This window comes from Fibrobacter sp. UBA4297, from assembly GCF_002394865.1.
Classification (GTDB): Bacteria; Fibrobacterota; Fibrobacteria; order Fibrobacterales; family Fibrobacteraceae; genus Fibrobacter.
In genome coordinates this window covers 58389-75431 of the sequence record NZ_DGUZ01000023.1, presented here as the reverse complement: position 1 = coordinate 75431, position 17043 = coordinate 58389, and the positions used below count along the sequence as shown (strand labels likewise).

Here is a 17043-nt window from a genome sequence, read left to right as displayed (position 1 = left end):
ATACTATGTCCAATACTACTTACGATTCTCGCTTTCTATCCATCCCATTCTACAGATCGCATCCGTATATGATGCCCTTTGTAGGGGATAATTATGAATCTTCGATGCATAAAAAGCTATTGCTTGTGGGCGAGAGCTTTTACTTACCCGAAGGTGCTACGGTGCATCACGATGCGGATTCGTGGTATGGAACTCCGTCGCTTACGGAAGATGAATGCAATTGGTGCAATACACGCGGGACTCGCGAGGGCAAGAGCGGGCGTTTCGGGAAAGAGATTGACCGTTGCTTGAATTTGGTGCTGCCGAGCGGAGGCAATGGCTGGCATCAGGTGGCGTTCCTCAATTACTTTTTGCGTCCTGCTGATTGCACGACTGGAATCGAAGATTTGTGGAATGCTTACGGCGGCAAGGAAATTGACTGCGAACAAGCTATTTGCAATTTCGTCAAGGTCCTAGAAATTCTGAAGCCGGATATGTTTGTGTTCTTGAGTTCTCGCGTTTGCAAGCAGGCGGAGGGCTTTGATTATCCGAAATATTTTGGTGGCGAACTTTGGGATTGGACTGGCTCGCATAACATTGAGTACGTTTATACGAAACATCCGTCAAGTGTCCATTGGAATCAGCCGATGACGGGCTACACAAAAGCTCGCGGCATGACCTCGCGGGATTTCTTTTGCTGCTGGCTGAAAGAGAACTGGTTGAAATAATAGCTGTTTTGAAAAGGTTGAACTGTTGCGGTAAAATGCAACAGTTTTTTTGTACGGATTTGTTGCAGACGACATTATTTGTCGCATCTCAAAGCTAGATTAAAAACATTACGAGGATTTGAAAATGAATAAGAAAAATGTTCCATTGACTCCTGTAGTGCTTTTCAAGCTTATTTTTGTTTTTGTTGCTATGGCGATAATTTGGTATTACGCACAGATGCTGGTGTATGCGGAAGTGATAATTATTTTGATGAGGCTGAACGGTAGCTTTTAATGCATGACCCTTGAAATGGCCTCAGGCATCCGAAAAAATCGGATGTTTTTCTTTTTTAATCAGGAGGCTAAATGAGTCAAGAAAAAACACGTTCGCGTGACCATGATGGATTCTTCCGCTATGTGTATAGCATTCCCAAGAATGCCAAGGCGCTGTTGAACATCTGCAGTAAAAACAATAGCGATCTTGATAGGATTCTTGCGGGTGTAAACTTAGATACGCTTGTGCGTCTGCCGGACACCTACAGCGAAGTTGGCGAACGCGGCGAGGCGGACATTGCGTTCAAGGCACATCTTTCGGGAGGCGGTGAAATTAATGTCGGCATTCTTTTGGAACACAAGTCCAAACAGGAGAAGAGCGTGCTAAATTTCAGGGGAATGAGCTTCCTTTTGAGTGTGTACTTGTGAATCTTGCCTTGGCTGACGATATTGCCTGTGTTGAATCTGATTCCCCTGCGGCGGCTGTCGGAGCGATGGCGATGAAGTACGCTTTCAGTCCTGAAGGATTTAAGGCGGCTATCCCGAATGTTGAAACTATTCTTCGTAAAATGTCTAGCGCTGAGCAGGCTACCCTTGTTGAGAAAATCATACTATATTTAGGAGAGTATATTGACGAAAGTACCGTGGAGGAACTTCAGATGGCATGGAAAAGTATCGGACAGAGGATGGGCTTTGTAAGCGCCGGGGATGCCCGCCGTGCCGCTGAAAAAGCCGGTCGAGAAGAAGGCCTTGAAAAGGGACTCGAAAAGGGTTTCGATAATGCGTTGGACATTATGCGCAAGCTTGGAATTCCTGAAGAAAAAATTCAGGAAGCCAAGGCGATGCAGGAAAAGGCGTCAAGTAAATGATGCGTGGAAGATGCCCTTTATGGGGCATCTTCATCAAAAATTTAAGGGGATTTTGCGGGCGACATTGATTGTCGTCCGCTTCGTGAAAGATTGGTTTTTAACTTATTAAGTTAAAAAAGTCAAGAGCAAGTTAAATCACTCAGATTGCGCTAACGCTTTCTGATAAATGTCGTTCATCACAAGACCTGCAATCATAAAGCCGAAAATGGCCGTGGCATGTGCCATGGTGCCGTTGATTTGAGCCTTGCTGCTACACCATTCGTGATCGACAAGTTCGGCGTTCTTGAGTTCCGCTTCACTGCGTTCTTGGCGGACTTTAGGACACATGCAAGCGGCGGTTCCGCAAGAAGAATTTTGACCGCGGTTTTTCAAGAGTTCGTCGCTGTAGACACACAACACTTTTTTGGCGAGCTTTTTCTTTTTGCGTTTGAACTTGTCGCGCAGTGCTCGGGCGAGCGGGCATCCGGCAACTTTCCAGAATTCGGCAACCTTGATTCGCGTCGGGTCCATCTTGAGAGCCGCGCCCATCGATGAGAATACGGTAGCCTTGGTGCGTGTGGCGTGCCAAAGCAACTGCATCTTGTTTTCGAGGCTGTCGATCGCGTCGATGATGTAGTCGAATGTGTCTAGTTGGAACTTCTCGGTGTTTGCTTCTTCGTAGATGTCTTGCAACGCAATGATGTTTGCATGCGGGTTGATTTCTAACAAGCGGTTCTTGAGAACTTCGACTTTGACTTGGCCCACGGTTTTGGTGGTCGCCATCAGCTGTCGGTTCACGTTGGTAACGCACACGCGGTCAGAATCAACAAGGACGAGTTCCTTGATGCCGGAACGGACCAGGCTTTCGGCACACCAACTGCCGACTCCGCCGAGTCCAAAAATGATGACGCGTTTTTGATAGATACGGTCCATAACATCGTTCCCGAGAAGGAGCGATGTACGATTGAAAATCCCTTTTTCAATTCCCATGAGAATCCTGCAAACTAGCGGAATTTACCCGAACAAACGCAAAACGCGCTTGATACCTGCAACAAATCGGTCGATGTCTCGTTCGAGCGTGTACACGCCAAAGCTCAGGCGGAGCGTGGCATCTACGCCAAAGCGGTCCATCACCGGTTGTGCGCAATGGTGTCCGCTACGCACGGCGACGTTTTCTTCGTCGAGAATCATGGCGGCATCACCGACGGCAATTCCGTCCAATGTAATGCTGATGAGCGCGCCGCGTTCCTTCGGGTTGCCGAGGACTTTTACTTGCGGGATTTCGGCGAGCTGCTTCAGAGCGTACTGCGTAATTTGTTCTTCGTGCTTGCGGATGTTGTCGAGGCCGACGTTGTTCAGCCATTCAATGGCTTTTCCAAGTCCGATGACTTCGGCAATGGCAGGCGTGCCTGCTTCAAAGCGTGCTGGAACGTCGGCGTAAGTCGTCTTTTCAAACGTGACGTTCTTGATCATTTCGCCACCGCCATGCCAAGGTGGCATGCTGTCGAGCACGTCGTACTTGCCGTAAAGAACGCCGATGCCAGTCGGGCCGTACATCTTGTGGCCGCTGAATGCGAGAAAATCGCAGTCGAGCTTCTGCACGTCAATCTTGATGTGGCTAGAACTCTGGGCGGCGTCAATCAAAATTTTTGCTTGCGGAGCAAGCTTGCGGACGGTTGCAATGATTTCTGCAATCGGGTTCACTGTGCCGACGGAGTTGCTCACGTGGGCGACGGCGACCATCTTGGTACGTGGTGTCAAAAGTTCTGGGAGCTTGCTCAAGTCCAAATCGCCGTCATCGCGGACGGGAATGACCTTGATCTTTGCGCCCTTCATTTCGGCGACGAGCTGCCAGCTCACAATGTTTGCGTGGTGTTCCAAACCGCTGATTAAAATCTCATCGCCCGCTTCAAAGAACTTGCGTCCATAGCTCCAGGCAACGAGATTGATGCTTTCGGTGGTGCCGCGAGTAAAGACGATTTCGTCTTCGGATTTTGCGTTGATAAACTTCGCAACGTCTTTGCGGGTCTTTTCAAAGGCTTCTGTGGTGCGTGCGCTCAGGCGGTAAACTCCGCGCTTCACGGAGCTGTAGTGCTCGCGGTAAAAATCGTCCATCGCGTCGATGACGCTTGCGGGCTTCTGGGTCGTGGCGGTGCTGTCCAAAAAGGCGAGCGGCTTTGCTTCTTTGTCGCCTGCGACCAACATCGGGAATTCATTGCGTAAGACTTCTGCGTTCATGCCCCAAAAGATAGAAATCCTCTATAGCCGGAGTCAAATTCAAGTAAAATATTATTAGGGTTCAAGATTTTTTTTGATTATTCATTAGGGATTGTTTATAATTCGTTATATATTAAAACTATTCATGTATCATCCCGACTTAGGATTTGTCATCCTGAGCGAAGTCGAAGGATCCAGTTAAGTTTTAAAAGAGGTTTAGATGAAGAATCTTTTTATAGCAAGTTTGATTTGTTCTGCAATTTTGGCGCAGGGTGGTTTTGCCCAAGAAGCGCTCCGCAAGGCCGTTGATTCCAATAACTGGAAAAAGGTGAAAAAGATTGTCAATTCCGGCGAGCTCGAAGAGATCTATTGCGGCAAGATGTCTGCGAAGAATGCGACGAACATTTATGGCAAGCATTTTAAGCAGATGCCGGATGAAGCGTTTGCTGCTTGCCCGTCCCAGTTTGCGTATGGCTTTGGTCCGAAGGTGTGCTCGATGGCGAATGCCGCGAATGCCTGCTCGGGTGTCATCAAGTATTTGCTCGCCGATGGCGAGAAGGGGAGTGCAAAGGCTCTCAAGACGCTTGACGAGGTGGCTAAGGCGGCAACGAAGACGAAGGCTTTTGGAAAACAGTCGCTCGTGAGTGTCGATACCACGGTCTGGAAACCGTGCCCCAAGAAAGGCGCTGCACGAACAAAGTGCATTGCCCAGTGCAAGGTGGATGCAAATTCATTGATGGCCATTGACCACGATGTGAACTGCAAGACGAAACCCGAACAGATGGTGGACAAGACGATTAAGGTCTACAAGCCGTCTCCGGTTTTTGCAAGCTTGCGCGAAGGTCTTTCTGATGGCTTCTGGAAGGCTCCGATGTCTGTTGCCGGTACGTATGCCGCACTCGCTGGCAAGTATGCCAAGGTGCTCTCGATTCCCGATACCGCTGTGACGGGTCTCCATTACGTGAAGTCTTGGGCCGCCAAGCATAAGGGTGCTTCGCTCCCGGGCGGTCAGTTGTTCCGCTTCTGCACGGCCTGGAAGGGCAAAGTCGATCCGATTCTTTCTGAAGCTGGCTTCAGCACTCGCTGCCCGGTGTTTAAGAACTTTGTGGACAAACGAGACAAACAAGTTTACAAGGTCAAGGAAATCGGTGGCGTAGACTGGTTCGTCGAGAACTTGAACTACAACGATCCGGATGGCTCGATTTGCTACGACCGCGACGATGCAAATTGCAAGACGTTCGGCCGTCTCTACACGCAGGAAGCTGCCAAGAAGGCTTGCCCGGCAGGCTACCATCTCGCCACGGATGCGGACTGGAAAAAGCTTGAAGAATACGCCGGTGGCGCACGCTCTGCTGCACTCAAGCTCAAGAGCAACGGCAGCGACGATTATGCCTTCACGGCCATGTTCGGTGGCTACGCCAACAAGACCGGCGTCTGCACGACGATGGGTGAGGGCGCCTATTTCTGGACTGCCGATGTTGAAGAGGATTCTCGTGGCAAGGCCCGCACAATGTTCAGCTCCGATAAGGATGTCGGCTCCATCTCCGTGGACCCGAGTTTCTATCTTGCGGTCCGTTGTGTAGCCGGAGCTAACGAGTAATGGAAAATTTGAACTCGGGCGCGTTTGCGCCCACTTGCACGCGTGAAACTTGGGTCAAGCGCCAGGCGCTGATGGCCCGCGTCCGTGATTTCTTTGTTCGTCGTAATGCGCTCGAAGTCGAGACGCCTGTGCTTTCTGCATACGGTGGAACGGATCCGCAGCTCGATTACTTTGAGATTGAAGACCCGAAGCGGTTCATGATGACGAGTCCGGAATTTCACATGAAGCGTTTGCTTGCTGCAAAGTTCGGTGACATTTTCCAGATTACAAAGTCGTTCCGCAAGGATGAATTTGGCGGTCACCACAATAACGAGTTCTCGATGGTGGAATGGTACCGCGTGGGTATGCCTCAGGACAAACTCATGGACGAAGTCGAAGACCTCGTGAGCGAAATCATTGGAACCAAATTAAACGCCCGCCGCACCCGCTGGATTGATGCTTTCAAGAATTACGCTGGCGTGAATCCGTTCTGCGAAAAGCTTACAGACTTTGCAGATGCTTGCCGCGCTCGCGAAATTCCTGTGCCCGAAAAGAGCGAAACGCTCACGCGCGAAGATTGGTGGGACTATCTCATGGTCTTCCTCGTGGAACCCGCACTCGCAAGCAATGGTCCCGAGTTCATCTTGGATTACCCGCCCTCGCAGGCGGCTCTCGCACAGACGTACGTGGATGATGAAGGCTACACGTGGGCTCGCCGCTTTGAGCTTTTCGTGAACCAGGTGGAACTTTGCAATGGCTATACGGAACTTACGGACCCGGTGGAACAGCGTCGTCGTTTCTATGCTGATTTGGAAATTCGTAAGGGGATGAACAAGCCCTTACCGCCTATTGACGAACGGTTCCTTGCAGCTCTTGAATCGGGAATGCCTGCTTGCTCTGGTGTGGCTCTCGGGCTCGACCGCCTGTTCATGCTCGCCCTCGGCAAAGAAGAAATCGCCGACGTGATCCTCTTCCCAAGCCCGATAGCGTGAGTAGACGAAAGAGAGGAAATCGCGGCTAAGCCGCCCTATAAAGACGCACGAAGTGCCATTATTTTTCTCTCGTCTTTCGTCTATCAGCTATACAAAACTTGGCAACTTGTTGCCTTAGTTGTTGTTATCCACCTTGTGGAGAAGCGATCTTTCGTCTAAATTACTTTCCCAGCAGTCTCTTCAGTTCGTGCCGGACTCTTAGCTCGTTGAGCACTCCGACATCGACGTGCTGGATCTTGTCGTCCTTGTCGACCACAAAGCTTACGGGAATCACACCTGGATTCCCTAGCGCCTTGAGCGCGTCGTAGTTCCAGTGGAGCATCGTCCATGGAATGTCCATGCTCTTCTTGTACTTGCGGGCGACCTTCTTGGAATCGTCCTCGTCAATCATCAAAATCTTAAGGCCCTTCGGCCCGAATTCTTCGTTGAACTGCTTGAGAATGGGGAGCTCCGCTCGGCACGATGGGCACCAGGAGGCGGTCAAAACAATAAGTGTTGCCGTCCCCTTCTCGCTTGCGTAGTCCGATTTACCTCCCATTACATCGTCCGCCGTGAAGTTTGCGACGGCCTCCGGGAAGTTCAGGTTGTAGTGGGACTTGGCCTCGAACGCATAAAACGCGAAACCGAGGAAAATAATTGCCCCTACCCATGCGAGGATTTTATAAGTGGATGAACGCATTGCATAAAGAATTTATGAAATTTTTGGGCTTTTTAAATTATATTCTAGTGCATGGCATATAACATTCAAGATCTTTTAGCAGAAATGGTCAAACGTGGGGCGTCCGACTTGCATATTACGGCCGGCGCACCCCCTCTTATTCGTCTTTCCGGCAAGCTTACTCCCATCGGGGAGAACAAGCTCAAGCCCGACGAAACCATGCGTATGACTTACAGCTTGATGAATGAAGCCCAGAAAAAGACTTTTGAACAGCAAAAGGAATGCGACTTTTCATTCGGTATTGCAAATCTTGCGCGTTTCCGTGCGAACGCCTACCTGCAGCGTGGCTGCGTGGCGCTTGCCCTCCGTATTATTCCGCTTGATATCAAGACGTTCAAGGACCTCGGCCTCCCGAAGATTATGGCCGAATTTACGACACGTCCCTCTGGCCTCGTGCTTGTGACGGGTGCTACCGGTTCTGGTAAGTCCACGACCTTGGCTGCCATGATCGACAAGATTAACAAGGAACGTCACGACCACATTTTGACGGTTGAAGACCCGATCGAATTTTTGCATAAGCATCAGGGTTGCATGATCAACCAGCGCGAAGTTGGTAGCGATACGCACAGCTTTGCCCAGGCCCTCAAGATGGCTCTCCGTCAGGATCCTGATGTGGTGCTCATCGGCGAAATGCGTGACTTGGAAACAATCCGCTCGGCACTTACGATTGCCGAAACGGGTCACTTGACTTTTGCTACACTTCATACAAACTCTTGCGTGCAGACGATTAACCGTGTGGTCGACGCCTTCCCGAAGGGTGAACAGCAGACCGTGCGTACGCAGCTCTCGTTTGTGCTGCAAGGCGTCATCTGCCAGACCCTTTTGCCAAAGATTGGTGGCGGCCGCGTGATGGCGTACGAAGTCATGAACGTGACGCCGGGTATCCGTGCTTTGATTCGCGATGACAAGGTGCACCAGATTGAATCCATGATTGAAATTGGCCAGAAGTTCGGCATGAACACGATGAACATGTGCCTGTGCGACCTCGTCAAGAATCACAAGGTCGACCGCTTCGATGCGCTTGCCCGTTCGTCGAGCCCGGACCAGTTGGAACAGTTGTTTGTGAAGGAAGGGGTGTAATCGATGGCTGAATTTTTGTACAAAGCCCAAAATTCGCAGGGCAATAACTTTGAAGGTACGCTCGAAGCAAAGGACAAGGCCGAAGCCGAAGCCCTTTTGCTCCGTCGTCGACTGATTATTACAAGCCTCAAAAAGAAGCCTACCGAAATCAAGATTAAGATTGGTTCTGGCATCAAGACCGAAGACATTACTCGTTTTACGCGTATGTTCTCGTCTATGTGCTCGGCAGGCCTTCCGATGCTTCAGTGCTTGAACATTCTCGAAGCGCAGTGTGAAAACCCGGAACTCAAGAGCGTTGTGCATAAACTCACACAGTCGATTAACGGCGGTTCTTCTTTGGCTGATGCTTTGGCTCAGCATCCGAAGGTTTTTGACTCTTTGTATTGCAACATGGTGGCCGCCGGTGAAGCGGGCGGTATTCTCGAAGGCATTTTGGCTCGTCTGGCCGAAACTCTCGAAAACAACCAGCGTCTCAAACGCAAGGTGAAAAAGGCTTTGACGTACCCGATCATGGTTATCATTGTGGGTATTCTCGTTGTGATTGCCCTTATGACGTTCGTGGTGCCGACATTCGCTGAACAGTTCGCTGCTCTCGATGCAGAACTCCCTGCTCCGACGCAGGTTGTGATGAATATATCTGATTTTATACGAAACAACGGCGCGTTCATCTTTATCGGGCTTATCATTGTCATCTTTGCTTATAAGATGATTATGCGAATACCGCAAGCGCAATTTGCAATGGATAAGTTTACGTTGAAGTTGCCAAAGCTAGGTGATTTGCAGATTAAGTCTGCTACGGCTGGCTTTTCGAGAACGCTCGGAACGCTTTTGAATGCCGGTGTCTCTGTGATGGATGCGTTGAAGGTCGTTGCGTCAACTGCTGGTAACAAAGTCGTTGAAAAGGCTATTTATAAAATATCGATTGGTATTGCAGGCGGTAAGTCTATTGCCGAGCCGATGGAAGAAGTGGGCATTTTCCCGCCCATGGTGATCCAGATGACGGGCGTTGGTGAAAAGACTGGTAACTTGGGCGGTATGCTTTTGAAGCTTGCGGACTTCTACGACGAAGAAGTGGACGCCGCAGTTGATGCCGTCGTGAGTATGATCGAACCGATTATCATTGTGTTCTTGGGTGGCGCCGTCGGAGGCCTCCTCATAGCAATGTATATGCCGATGTTCTCGATGGGCGACGCCATCAAGGGCTAAAATTTCGCTGAAAACACATCGCGATACGGTCACGCTTTGGCTCACGTTATACGCTACGCCAAAGCGTTCTTTGTCTCGCTCGGTTTTGAGCAAAATTTGGAAAGCTGAATGGCTTTAGGCATAATCTTGAATTAATTTAAAGACGGAGCTGCGCGCCTCGTCTTTTTGCATTGTCATGCCCGCCTACCTGTCCTCGCGCCTGTCCTCGCTTGACGGGGACGAGCGGGCATCTCCTTTTTTGCGCTGTCATCCCGGCCATGTGCCGGAATCTCCATTTCGTATAACAATCCCTTCCTACTTCCTACCGTCTACTGCCTACTTCTCTTTCCATCCGGTGTATTTCGCGGTTTCGAGGATTTCGTTGGCGTTCTTGACGCGGTCGGCGGAGGGGGTTTGTGTGTCTTTAAGGGCGTAATCAATACCGAGTTCTTGGTATTTGCTCAAGGCGAATGCGTGGTAGGGGAGGACTTCGACGCGCTTGACGTTCCCTAGTGTTCGGATAAAGTCTCGTGTGCGTGTGAGCGCTTCGTCATTGTCACTGATGCCTGGAACGAGCACGTGGCGGATCCAGATGGGCTTTTGGATGCGGTCGAGGTAACGGAAAAATTCGATGATGTTTTCGTTGCCGTGGCCTGTGAGTTCCTTGTGCGCGTCTGCATCGATGTGCTTGATGTCCACGAGCAAGAGGTCAGTGGATTTCATCAACCGCTCGAACTTCGCAAACGGTTTGCCTGTGGGCCTGAACGTGATGCCGCTTGTGTCGACGCACGTGTGGACTCCCGCCGCTTTTGCAGCTTCGAAGAATTCAATCATGAAGTCGATTTGTGCAAGAGGTTCGCCGCCGCTTACGGTGATGCCTCCATCGGTTCCCCAGTAGGGCTTGTAGCGTACGGCTTTTTTCAGCAGGTCTTCTGCGGAAATTTCAAACGATCCGTTCGCGGTTCCGTTTGCACTTTTTGTGCCGAAATCCCACGTTTCCGGGTTGTGGCAGAACTTGCAGCGCATGGGGCAGCCCTGCGTAAATACGACAAAGCGGATTCCCGGTCCGTCGACCGATCCGAACGTTTCGAGCTTGTTGATTCTTCCAAGAGTCATGGTGTAAAAATAAAAAAGTCTTGCTCCGCATGAAAGAGATATTTTGGATTATAAAAAAGAAACCCTAGCAGTGAAGCGAAAATTTTTATCTTTGGCGCCGTGCCCAAGATTGTTAAACTTACTGATAGAATCCATTATTTGCAGATGTCGAATGACCCGCTGAGCGCGGATGTCATTGCCGTGCGTGGCGATAGTGCGTGGTGGATTTTTGACGTGGGCGCGTGTGATGAGGCGGCGCAGTTTATCAACGCGTTGTCGCGCATTCCTGTGGACCGTGATGCGGGCGAGAATGCGACGAATATTTTTGTATGTAACAGTGCCACGCGACTCGCTAAGAACATTGTCATATCACATTTCCATCGTGACCATTTGCTGAATGTCCAGCGCATGTGCAGTGACGAGATTTCGCTAGACATTGATGCACTTTACGTGGGCGCCTACACTTCAAAAACGTTCGGTGAAATTGAAGGTGTTGCGAAGAACGTCGTGATGGAACCGCTTGCGTTTGAAGATGGCATGCAGATTCAAATCTTGCCGATGCCCAATAGCCATGCTAAAGGCTCGCTTGCGCTCATCGTAGACGATTACGTTTTCTTGGGCGATGCGACTTACCCGATGGTGGGGCATGGTGCGCCTGACGTCTATAACGTGCAAATCCTTGGCGAGCAAATAAAGCTTTTAAAGTCGCTGAAACCTACGCGTTTTTGCTTGAGCCATAAGCGTGGACTTGTGCGCGATAAGACTTCTGTGATTCAGTTCCTGGAATCCGTTTACGCTCGCCGTCAGAAGAACGAAAATTACATTGTGGCGTAGAACCGTCGCCTTCCCATTTCCGCGGCATTTCGCCGCATCTCAACGCGCGCATTTCCTCATAAATCGGCATTCCCCCAATAACAAAAAAGGTTCCCCTTTCGGGAACCCTTTTAAATTTTGCGACTTTCGCAATCGTGTCGCTTTTCCAAGCGATTAGAGCACGCCGTGTGCCTGGCGGGCAATCACGTCGAGCTGCTGTTCGCGAGTAAGCTTGATGAAGCGCACTGCGTAGCCAGAAACGCGGATAGTGAAGTTCTGGTATTCTTCCTTCTCCGGATGTTCCATGGCGTCCTTGAGCTTTTCAACGCCGAACACGTTCACGTTCAAGTGGTGGCTGCTCTGACCAAAGTAACCGTCGAGAACCTGCACGAGCTTGTTGGCGCGTTCTTCGTCATCGTGACCGAGAGCGTCCGGGTTGATGGTCTGCGTGTTGCTGATGCCATCAAGTGCGTATTCGTACGGAATCTTGGCGACAGAGTTGAGCGATGCCAAGAGACCGTGCTTTTCGGCGCCGTAGCTGGGGCTTGCGCCCGGAGAGAACGGCTCGCCCTGCTTACGACCATCCGGGAGGGCGCCCGTAGCCTTGCCATAGACGACGTTACTTGTAATCGTGAGGATACTTGTCGTCGGTTCGGAATCGCGGTAAGTCGGGGTCTGCTTGATTTTGGCCATGAACGTCTTGAGGAGCCAAACGGCGATATCGTCTGCACGGTCGTCGTCGTTTCCATAACGCGGGAAGTCGCCTTCGATTTGGAAGTCTTGCGCAAGGCCTGTTGCCGGGTCGCGGATAACCTTTACCTTGGCGTACTTGATGGCAGAAAGGCTGTCAACAACGTGGCTGAAGCCTGCGATACCCGTTGCAAACGTACGGCGGACGTTGGTGTCGATGAGGGCCATTTCGGCAGCTTCGTAGTAGTACTTGTCGTGCATGTAGTGGATTAAGTTCAAAGTATTCACGTACAAGTGAGCGAGCCAATCCATGTAGAGTTCAAACTTGTGGACGACTTCATCGTAGTTGAGGTATTCGCTAGTGATAGGCGGATATTCCGGGCCAACCTGCGTACCCTTCACGAGGCATTCATCCTTACCGCCGTTGATGGCGTAGAGGAGAGTCTTGGCGAGGTTTGCGCGGGCGCCGAAGAACTGCATTTCCTTACCGGTTTGAGTTGCAGAGACGCAGCAACAGATGCTGTAGTCGTCGCCCCAGATCGGACGCATCGTGTCATCGTTTTCGTACTGGATGGCGCTGGTCTTCACGGAGATTTCTGCAGCGAACTTCTTGAAACTTGCCGGGAGGCGCGGGCTGTAGAGGATCGTGAGGTTCGGTTCCGGAGCCGGTCCCATGTTCACGAGCGTGTGCAAGAAACGGTAGTCGTTCTTGGTCACCTGATGGCGACCGTCTTGACCAATGCCTGCAACTTCGAGTGTCGCCCACACCGGGTCGCCGCTGAAGAGTTCGTTGTAGCTGGTGATACGGGCAAACTTGACCATGCGGAGCTTCATCACGAAATGGTCGATGATTTCCTGCGCTTCGGCTTCGGTGATGACGCCGTTCTGCAGGTCGCGGGTCATGTAAATGTCGATGAAGGTCGAGACGCGGCCAACGCTCATGGCTGCACCATTCTGCGTCTTGATGGCGGCGAGGTAGCCGAAGTAGAGCCACTGCACGGCTTCGCGGGCGTTTGTTGCCGGTTTCGAAATGTCATAGCCGTAAATCTTGGCCATGACCTTCATGCCTTCGAGAGCCTTGATTTGTTCCGCGAGCTCTTCGCGTTCGCGGATCACGTGTTCGCGCATGTCGGTAGAGTCGGTCAGAGCCTTGTCTGCCTTCTTCTGGGCGATGAGGTAGTCGATACCGTAAAGGGCAACACGGCGGTAGTCACCGACGATACGGCCACGGCCGTATGTATCCGGAAGACCCGTAATGATGTGTGCCTTGCGGGCCATGCGCATTGCCGGCGTGTAGGCGTCGAAAACACCCTGGTTGTGAGTCTTGTGGAATTCCGTAAAGATGCGGTGAAGTTCTTCGCTCGGTGTGTAACCGTAGTTCTTGCAAGATTCTTCAGCCATCTTGATGCCGCCGAACGGCATGAAAGCGCGCTTGAGCGGCTTGTCGGTCTGGAGACCTACGATTTTTTCGAGATCCTTAGTTTCTTCGGCGATGTAGCCTGCCTGGTGGCTTGTGAGCGTGGAGACAACGTCTGTATCCATGTCAAGGACGCCGCCCTTTGCAATCTCTCTCTTCTGAAGGTCTTGCAGTTCAGCCCATAGTTTGTTAGTAGCTTCGGTGGGACCCTGCAAAAACGACTTGTCGCCATCGTAAGGGGTGTAGTTTTTCTGGATAAAGTCGCGGACATTGATTTCTTCCTGCCAGCGACCGCCTTTAAAGCCTGTCCATGCTTCCTGCATATAGCCTCTTTTGCTCGTGCAAAGCCGTTAAAACCAATTGAAAAATTACTTAACTTTTCGGGTTGGGGAAAAAGGCCTTACAACGAATTTTCCTGTTTTTTCTGTCTTTTCTAATGTAAAGCGCAATATACATATTTAAAAGAGGGTGGGCAAGGTGTGAAATGCACCAAATTAAACTGATTGGACGCTTTCAAAAAACTTACGAAAATAATATCGGGTCAATCTTTGAAACATCGCTATTCATAAAATGGAAAATTTTACAGATTAAGCAAAAAAATCAATTTTTTATTTGATACGGTTGATACAGATTGTTTTGAATTGCATGTCGCAAAGCGTACGCTTTTCTTTGTCTGAATCTATCTTATAGACAGAAAGAACGAGGTTATTATGAAAAAGATTCTTATCCCGATGGTTGCCGTTGCGCTCCTTGCAGCATGCTCCGAATCCAATGATTCAACCTTCCCGGCGGCTCCGGTTGCTGGTGCATCTTCCAGCTCCGATGCTGTTGTTCCACCGACTGGCGCATCCTCTAGCTCTGCAGAAGCCCTTCCGGGTGTATCTTCCAGCTCGAATGCAGCCCCGCAGTTTACTTACGCTGTTCCGCCGCTTACTGCACTTGACCCGACGAAGGAATATGCGTTCTATGGTGCAGAACTTACTGGCGTGGAACAGTATATGTATGGCCGTTTTGAAGCACGCATGAAAATGGCAGCAATCTCTGGTTCTGTGAGTTCTATGTTCTTGAACTACGACAATTCCTGGATGAAGGGGGAAGAACCGTGGAACGAAATTGATATCGAAGTGCTTGGCAAGGACCCGAATTCTTGGCAGTCTAACATTCTTACCCGCGAAGGTGATCCTTCCATCAAAGGTCTTACAGCTTCTGAAAGCAAACCGTTGCATGCTTTTGGCTTTGATGCTACGCAAGACTTCCATTTGTATGCCATTGTCTGGACTCCGGAATATGTGGCTTGGGAAATCGACAGTGTCGAAGTTCGTCGCGATACGCTTGGCATGAGCCGCGGCAAGCACGCCGATGCAGACCAGGTGGCATTCTTGACCGAAAAGGAAACTCTCCGCTTCAATCTCTGGGTATCTAATACCGCTTCTTGGACGGGCAAGTGGGATGGCGGCATTGGCCTCCCGGTTGAACAGCAGATTGACTACGTCCGCGTCTATGCTTACGACCCCACAACCAAGGGCTTTACGCTGTCTTGGCAGGATGATTTCGATGGTGAAGATATCGATCCGAGTCGTTGGACAGCTGGTGACTGGGAAATGGAACGCGTGACGTATCGCCGAAGCAATCTCGTTGTTGAGAACGGCGTTTGCAGACTCATCCTGGACTACGAAGCGAACTAACAAGTTTGGTGTGTAATAGGAGGCCTCCTGGAGCAATCCGGGAGGCTTTTTTATATGTTTTTTATAAAGTTTTATAGATAAATCTATTTTTTTTCTATTTTGAACGGAAAAATTTGTAATAAATCATTTAACTAGTTGGAAAAATACATGAAAATTAAATATTATGCCGTTATCGCTCTGCTTGTCTTTGCTTTATTTGGCTGCGCTACGAACGAAGTCCACCGCGTCTCGGAACCGGGTCTTGAAATTTCTGGGAAGAAGTTGTACGTACTAGTGAACGAACGTGCCATGCACGAAGAATTGACGCAAAAGATAGATTCCGTGTGGAATGCGAATGCTTCCGATTTGGACTTGGAAACAGAATTTATTTATAACGAAAAACTTTCTATTAATCCGGTGCCTATCTCTCAGGTGCTCGACAATTGTGGCGGCAATTATGCTATGGTGCTTGGCATGGGGCTTGAATCCACGAATTCACTTGTTTCGGTTGAATATTTGCCAACGATGTTCAACTGCGACACCCGTAAGGTTGTGTGGAAAATGTCCATTCGCACCGGAGGCAGCTTTGCCAAGCATTACTTGGTCAAAGAAATCGTTAATGACTTCAAGACCAATAAAATCGTAAGGAGCAAATAATGAAAAAACTTTTGTCTGCTGTTTTATTCGCCTTTCTTTTGGCTGGTTGTTCCATAACGAATATCGGACAATCGAACTTTGAAAAAGTTTATGCGCTCAAGGGCGAAACGGTTGTCGTTATGGCTACCGCTAACAGTTCACTCAGGGACTTTGCAAATAAAGTTGCGGATATGATGGCTAGTTCGCTTGGCGGAGCGTATGGTGTAAATGCCATTGCGTTCCACGAAACCGACGAAGTGACGCTTTCGGAATCCCCGCTGGCGGAATTTGCCAAGCAGAATCGTGCAAAGTACGTTTTGATAAAGACTTTTGCAAAAATTGGCCTTTACGGTAACGCCATCGACACGTTTAATGAAGAACTTGCTTTGCTCTCCATTGCTGAACGTAAGATTGTCTGGAAAGCGACAATTAAGTACGAAGCCTATAACCGTATTGGTAAGACCCATGCAGCCAATGGCTCAATAAACAAGACGATTGAATTGCTCCAGAAGGATGGCTTTATCGCCGGTGGAATGTAAATTCTGTTTTTCGAAAAAGTTAAAGTAGGGCTGGCTGTGTGCTCGCCCTTTTTTATATATTGATTTTAAATATAGAGGTAATCATGAAAAAATTTTTCCTTACGGCTATTGCCGCAATTTCGCTCGCTTTTATGGCTTGCGCCCCTTCTAAGCTTGACATTCAGGAAGCTTCGATTACGAGCGATGTGCTGATTGAAGTGCGTCAGGTACTGAATGATTCAATTAGTTTGTATGTCGGTAACGTTTTCTATTTGAACTCTAGGCAGATTGTGGCCGATGACATGTACCCGCTGCACGCGAGTACACGCGACCCGTCGGAATTCGAAAAGCTCACGCCGACAGATGTGCTCAATAGCGACGAGGAATTCTTGAATTACTTGCGCCGCAAGGCCCCGGACATGATGAACGTGGGCGTCGTGATTGGCGAGACGGCGTACAACGAAGTCGGATTTGACGAGGCGGCCGCTGTCGCGAAGCTCACCAAGATTTTCCAAAAAATTCAGGGTGGCTCGCTTACGCTCTTCCACGAAAAAGAAGGCCATCTCACCGATATGAAAAAACTGTACTAGTAGTTGGTCAATAGTCGTTAGTCAATAGTTATTGGTGCTTTG

Annotated in this window: 18 protein-coding genes; 13 read left to right on the top strand and 5 right to left on the bottom strand. The window is 49.8% G+C overall.

The features are described from left to right. Positions 1-5 precede the first annotated feature (5 nt). From B3A20_RS14170 to B3A20_RS14155, 4 genes are all read left to right on the top strand, one after another. The gene (locus B3A20_RS14170) at positions 6-707 is read left to right on the top strand and encodes a hypothetical protein (RefSeq protein WP_290766127.1); all 702 of its coding nucleotides are present in this window, start codon (positions 6-8) and stop codon (positions 705-707) included. A 124-nt stretch (positions 708-831) separates the two neighbouring features. Next, positions 832-981, top strand: coding sequence for a hypothetical protein (locus B3A20_RS14165; RefSeq protein ID WP_170861499.1), 150 nt, complete (start codon positions 832-834; stop codon positions 979-981). A gap of 71 nt (positions 982-1052) precedes the next feature. After that, positions 1053-1388: an Rpn family recombination-promoting nuclease/putative transposase gene (locus B3A20_RS14160; RefSeq protein WP_290766122.1), complete on the top strand. Its 336-nt coding sequence runs from the start codon at positions 1053-1055 to the stop codon at positions 1386-1388. Beyond that, the gene (locus tag B3A20_RS14155) at positions 1385-1828 is read left to right on the top strand and encodes a hypothetical protein (protein ID WP_290766119.1); all 444 of its coding nucleotides are present in this window, start codon (positions 1385-1387) and stop codon (positions 1826-1828) included. Before B3A20_RS14160 ends, B3A20_RS14155 begins: the two co-directional genes overlap by 4 nt. 135 nt (positions 1829-1963) lie before the next feature. Here B3A20_RS14155 and B3A20_RS14150 read toward each other — a convergent pair whose 3' ends face one another. Further along, positions 1964-2797 (bottom strand): tRNA threonylcarbamoyladenosine dehydratase, encoded by an 834-nt coding sequence (locus B3A20_RS14150; protein WP_290766116.1) that lies wholly within the window; start codon positions 2795-2797, stop codon positions 1964-1966. A gap of 24 nt (positions 2798-2821) precedes the next feature. Continuing rightward, positions 2822-4045: an aminotransferase class V-fold PLP-dependent enzyme gene (locus B3A20_RS14145; RefSeq protein ID WP_290766113.1), complete on the bottom strand. Its 1224-nt coding sequence runs from the start codon at positions 4043-4045 to the stop codon at positions 2822-2824. A gap of 199 nt (positions 4046-4244) precedes the next feature. Here B3A20_RS14145 and B3A20_RS14140 point away from each other — a divergent pair, with 199 nt between their 5' ends. Together B3A20_RS14140 and epmA are read left to right on the top strand one after the other, a co-directional pair. Then, positions 4245-5624, top strand: coding sequence for an FISUMP domain-containing protein (locus B3A20_RS14140; RefSeq protein ID WP_290766110.1), 1380 nt, complete (start codon positions 4245-4247; stop codon positions 5622-5624). Further along, positions 5624-6595 (top strand): EF-P lysine aminoacylase EpmA, encoded by a 972-nt coding sequence (gene epmA / locus B3A20_RS14135; RefSeq protein ID WP_088660795.1) that lies wholly within the window; start codon positions 5624-5626, stop codon positions 6593-6595. The genes B3A20_RS14140 and epmA overlap by 1 nt, the downstream gene beginning before the upstream one ends. A gap of 160 nt (positions 6596-6755) precedes the next feature. On the opposite strand, the gene B3A20_RS14130 is transcribed toward epmA, so the two are convergent. Continuing rightward, positions 6756-7274, bottom strand: coding sequence for a TlpA family protein disulfide reductase (locus B3A20_RS14130; RefSeq protein ID WP_290766104.1), 519 nt, complete (start codon positions 7272-7274; stop codon positions 6756-6758). 51 nt (positions 7275-7325) lie between these two features. Here B3A20_RS14130 and B3A20_RS14125 point away from each other — a divergent pair, with 51 nt between their 5' ends. Further along, positions 7326-8393, top strand: a complete 1068-nt coding sequence (locus B3A20_RS14125) for a type IV pilus twitching motility protein PilT (protein WP_088631124.1) — start codon at positions 7326-7328, stop codon at positions 8391-8393. Positions 8394-8396: 3 nt separating this feature from the next. Beyond that, the gene (locus tag B3A20_RS14120; RefSeq protein WP_173560917.1) at positions 8397-9599 is read left to right on the top strand and encodes a type II secretion system F family protein; all 1203 of its coding nucleotides are present in this window, start codon (positions 8397-8399) and stop codon (positions 9597-9599) included. Between the two features lie 315 nt (positions 9600-9914). Here B3A20_RS14120 and pflA read toward each other — a convergent pair whose 3' ends face one another. Continuing rightward, positions 9915-10694 (bottom strand): pyruvate formate-lyase-activating protein, encoded by a 780-nt coding sequence (pflA, locus tag B3A20_RS14115; RefSeq protein WP_290766099.1) that lies wholly within the window; start codon positions 10692-10694, stop codon positions 9915-9917. A gap of 99 nt (positions 10695-10793) precedes the next feature. On the opposite strand from pflA, the gene B3A20_RS14110 reads away from it, so the two are divergent. Then, positions 10794-11507, top strand: coding sequence for a hypothetical protein (locus tag B3A20_RS14110; protein WP_290766097.1), 714 nt, complete (start codon positions 10794-10796; stop codon positions 11505-11507). 153 nt (positions 11508-11660) lie between these two features. Here B3A20_RS14110 and pflB read toward each other — a convergent pair whose 3' ends face one another. Continuing rightward, entirely contained in the window at positions 11661-13916 is a 2256-nt protein-coding gene (pflB, locus tag B3A20_RS14105) for a formate C-acetyltransferase (RefSeq protein ID WP_290766095.1), read from the bottom strand. 387 nt (positions 13917-14303) lie between these two features. Here pflB and B3A20_RS14100 point away from each other — a divergent pair, with 387 nt between their 5' ends. From B3A20_RS14100 to B3A20_RS14085, 4 genes are all read left to right on the top strand, one after another. Next, positions 14304-15278, top strand: a complete 975-nt coding sequence (locus tag B3A20_RS14100) for a family 16 glycosylhydrolase (RefSeq protein ID WP_290766094.1) — start codon at positions 14304-14306, stop codon at positions 15276-15278. 147 nt (positions 15279-15425) lie between these two features. Beyond that, positions 15426-15914 carry a hypothetical protein gene (locus B3A20_RS14095; RefSeq protein ID WP_290766093.1) on the top strand — a complete coding sequence of 163 codons (489 nt, stop codon included), beginning with the start codon at positions 15426-15428 and terminating at the stop codon, positions 15912-15914. Next, positions 15914-16432: a hypothetical protein gene (locus tag B3A20_RS14090; RefSeq protein ID WP_290766091.1), complete on the top strand. Its 519-nt coding sequence runs from the start codon at positions 15914-15916 to the stop codon at positions 16430-16432. Before B3A20_RS14095 ends, B3A20_RS14090 begins: the two co-directional genes overlap by 1 nt. An 83-nt stretch (positions 16433-16515) precedes the next feature. Next, positions 16516-17001, top strand: coding sequence for a hypothetical protein (locus B3A20_RS14085; RefSeq protein WP_290766089.1), 486 nt, complete (start codon positions 16516-16518; stop codon positions 16999-17001). Positions 17002-17043: the final 42 nt, after the last annotated feature.

Coding starts and splice junctions, on each gene's coding strand:
- B3A20_RS14170 (WP_290766127.1), top strand. CDS start 6: ATGTCCAATACTACTTACGATTCTCGCTTTCTATCCATCCCATTCTAC.
- B3A20_RS14165 (WP_170861499.1), top strand. CDS start 832: ATGAATAAGAAAAATGTTCCATTGACTCCTGTAGTGCTTTTCAAGCTT.
- B3A20_RS14160 (WP_290766122.1), top strand. CDS start 1,053: ATGAGTCAAGAAAAAACACGTTCGCGTGACCATGATGGATTCTTCCGC.
- B3A20_RS14150 (WP_290766116.1), bottom strand. CDS start 2,797: ATGGGAATTGAAAAAGGGATTTTCAATCGTACATCGCTCCTTCTCGGG.
- B3A20_RS14145 (WP_290766113.1), bottom strand. CDS start 4,045: ATGAACGCAGAAGTCTTACGCAATGAATTCCCGATGTTGGTCGCAGGC.
- B3A20_RS14140 (WP_290766110.1), top strand. CDS start 4,245: ATGAAGAATCTTTTTATAGCAAGTTTGATTTGTTCTGCAATTTTGGCG.
- epmA (WP_088660795.1), top strand. CDS start 5,624: ATGGAAAATTTGAACTCGGGCGCGTTTGCGCCCACTTGCACGCGTGAA.
- B3A20_RS14130 (WP_290766104.1), bottom strand. CDS start 7,274: ATGCGTTCATCCACTTATAAAATCCTCGCATGGGTAGGGGCAATTATT.
- B3A20_RS14125 (WP_088631124.1), top strand. CDS start 7,326: ATGGCATATAACATTCAAGATCTTTTAGCAGAAATGGTCAAACGTGGG.
- B3A20_RS14120 (WP_173560917.1), top strand. CDS start 8,397: ATGGCTGAATTTTTGTACAAAGCCCAAAATTCGCAGGGCAATAACTTT.
- pflA (WP_290766099.1), bottom strand. CDS start 10,694: ATGACTCTTGGAAGAATCAACAAGCTCGAAACGTTCGGATCGGTCGAC.
- pflB (WP_290766095.1), bottom strand. CDS start 13,916: ATGCAGGAAGCATGGACAGGCTTTAAAGGCGGTCGCTGGCAGGAAGAA.
- B3A20_RS14100 (WP_290766094.1), top strand. CDS start 14,304: ATGAAAAAGATTCTTATCCCGATGGTTGCCGTTGCGCTCCTTGCAGCA.
- B3A20_RS14095 (WP_290766093.1), top strand. CDS start 15,426: ATGAAAATTAAATATTATGCCGTTATCGCTCTGCTTGTCTTTGCTTTA.
- B3A20_RS14090 (WP_290766091.1), top strand. CDS start 15,914: ATGAAAAAACTTTTGTCTGCTGTTTTATTCGCCTTTCTTTTGGCTGGT.
- B3A20_RS14085 (WP_290766089.1), top strand. CDS start 16,516: ATGAAAAAATTTTTCCTTACGGCTATTGCCGCAATTTCGCTCGCTTTT.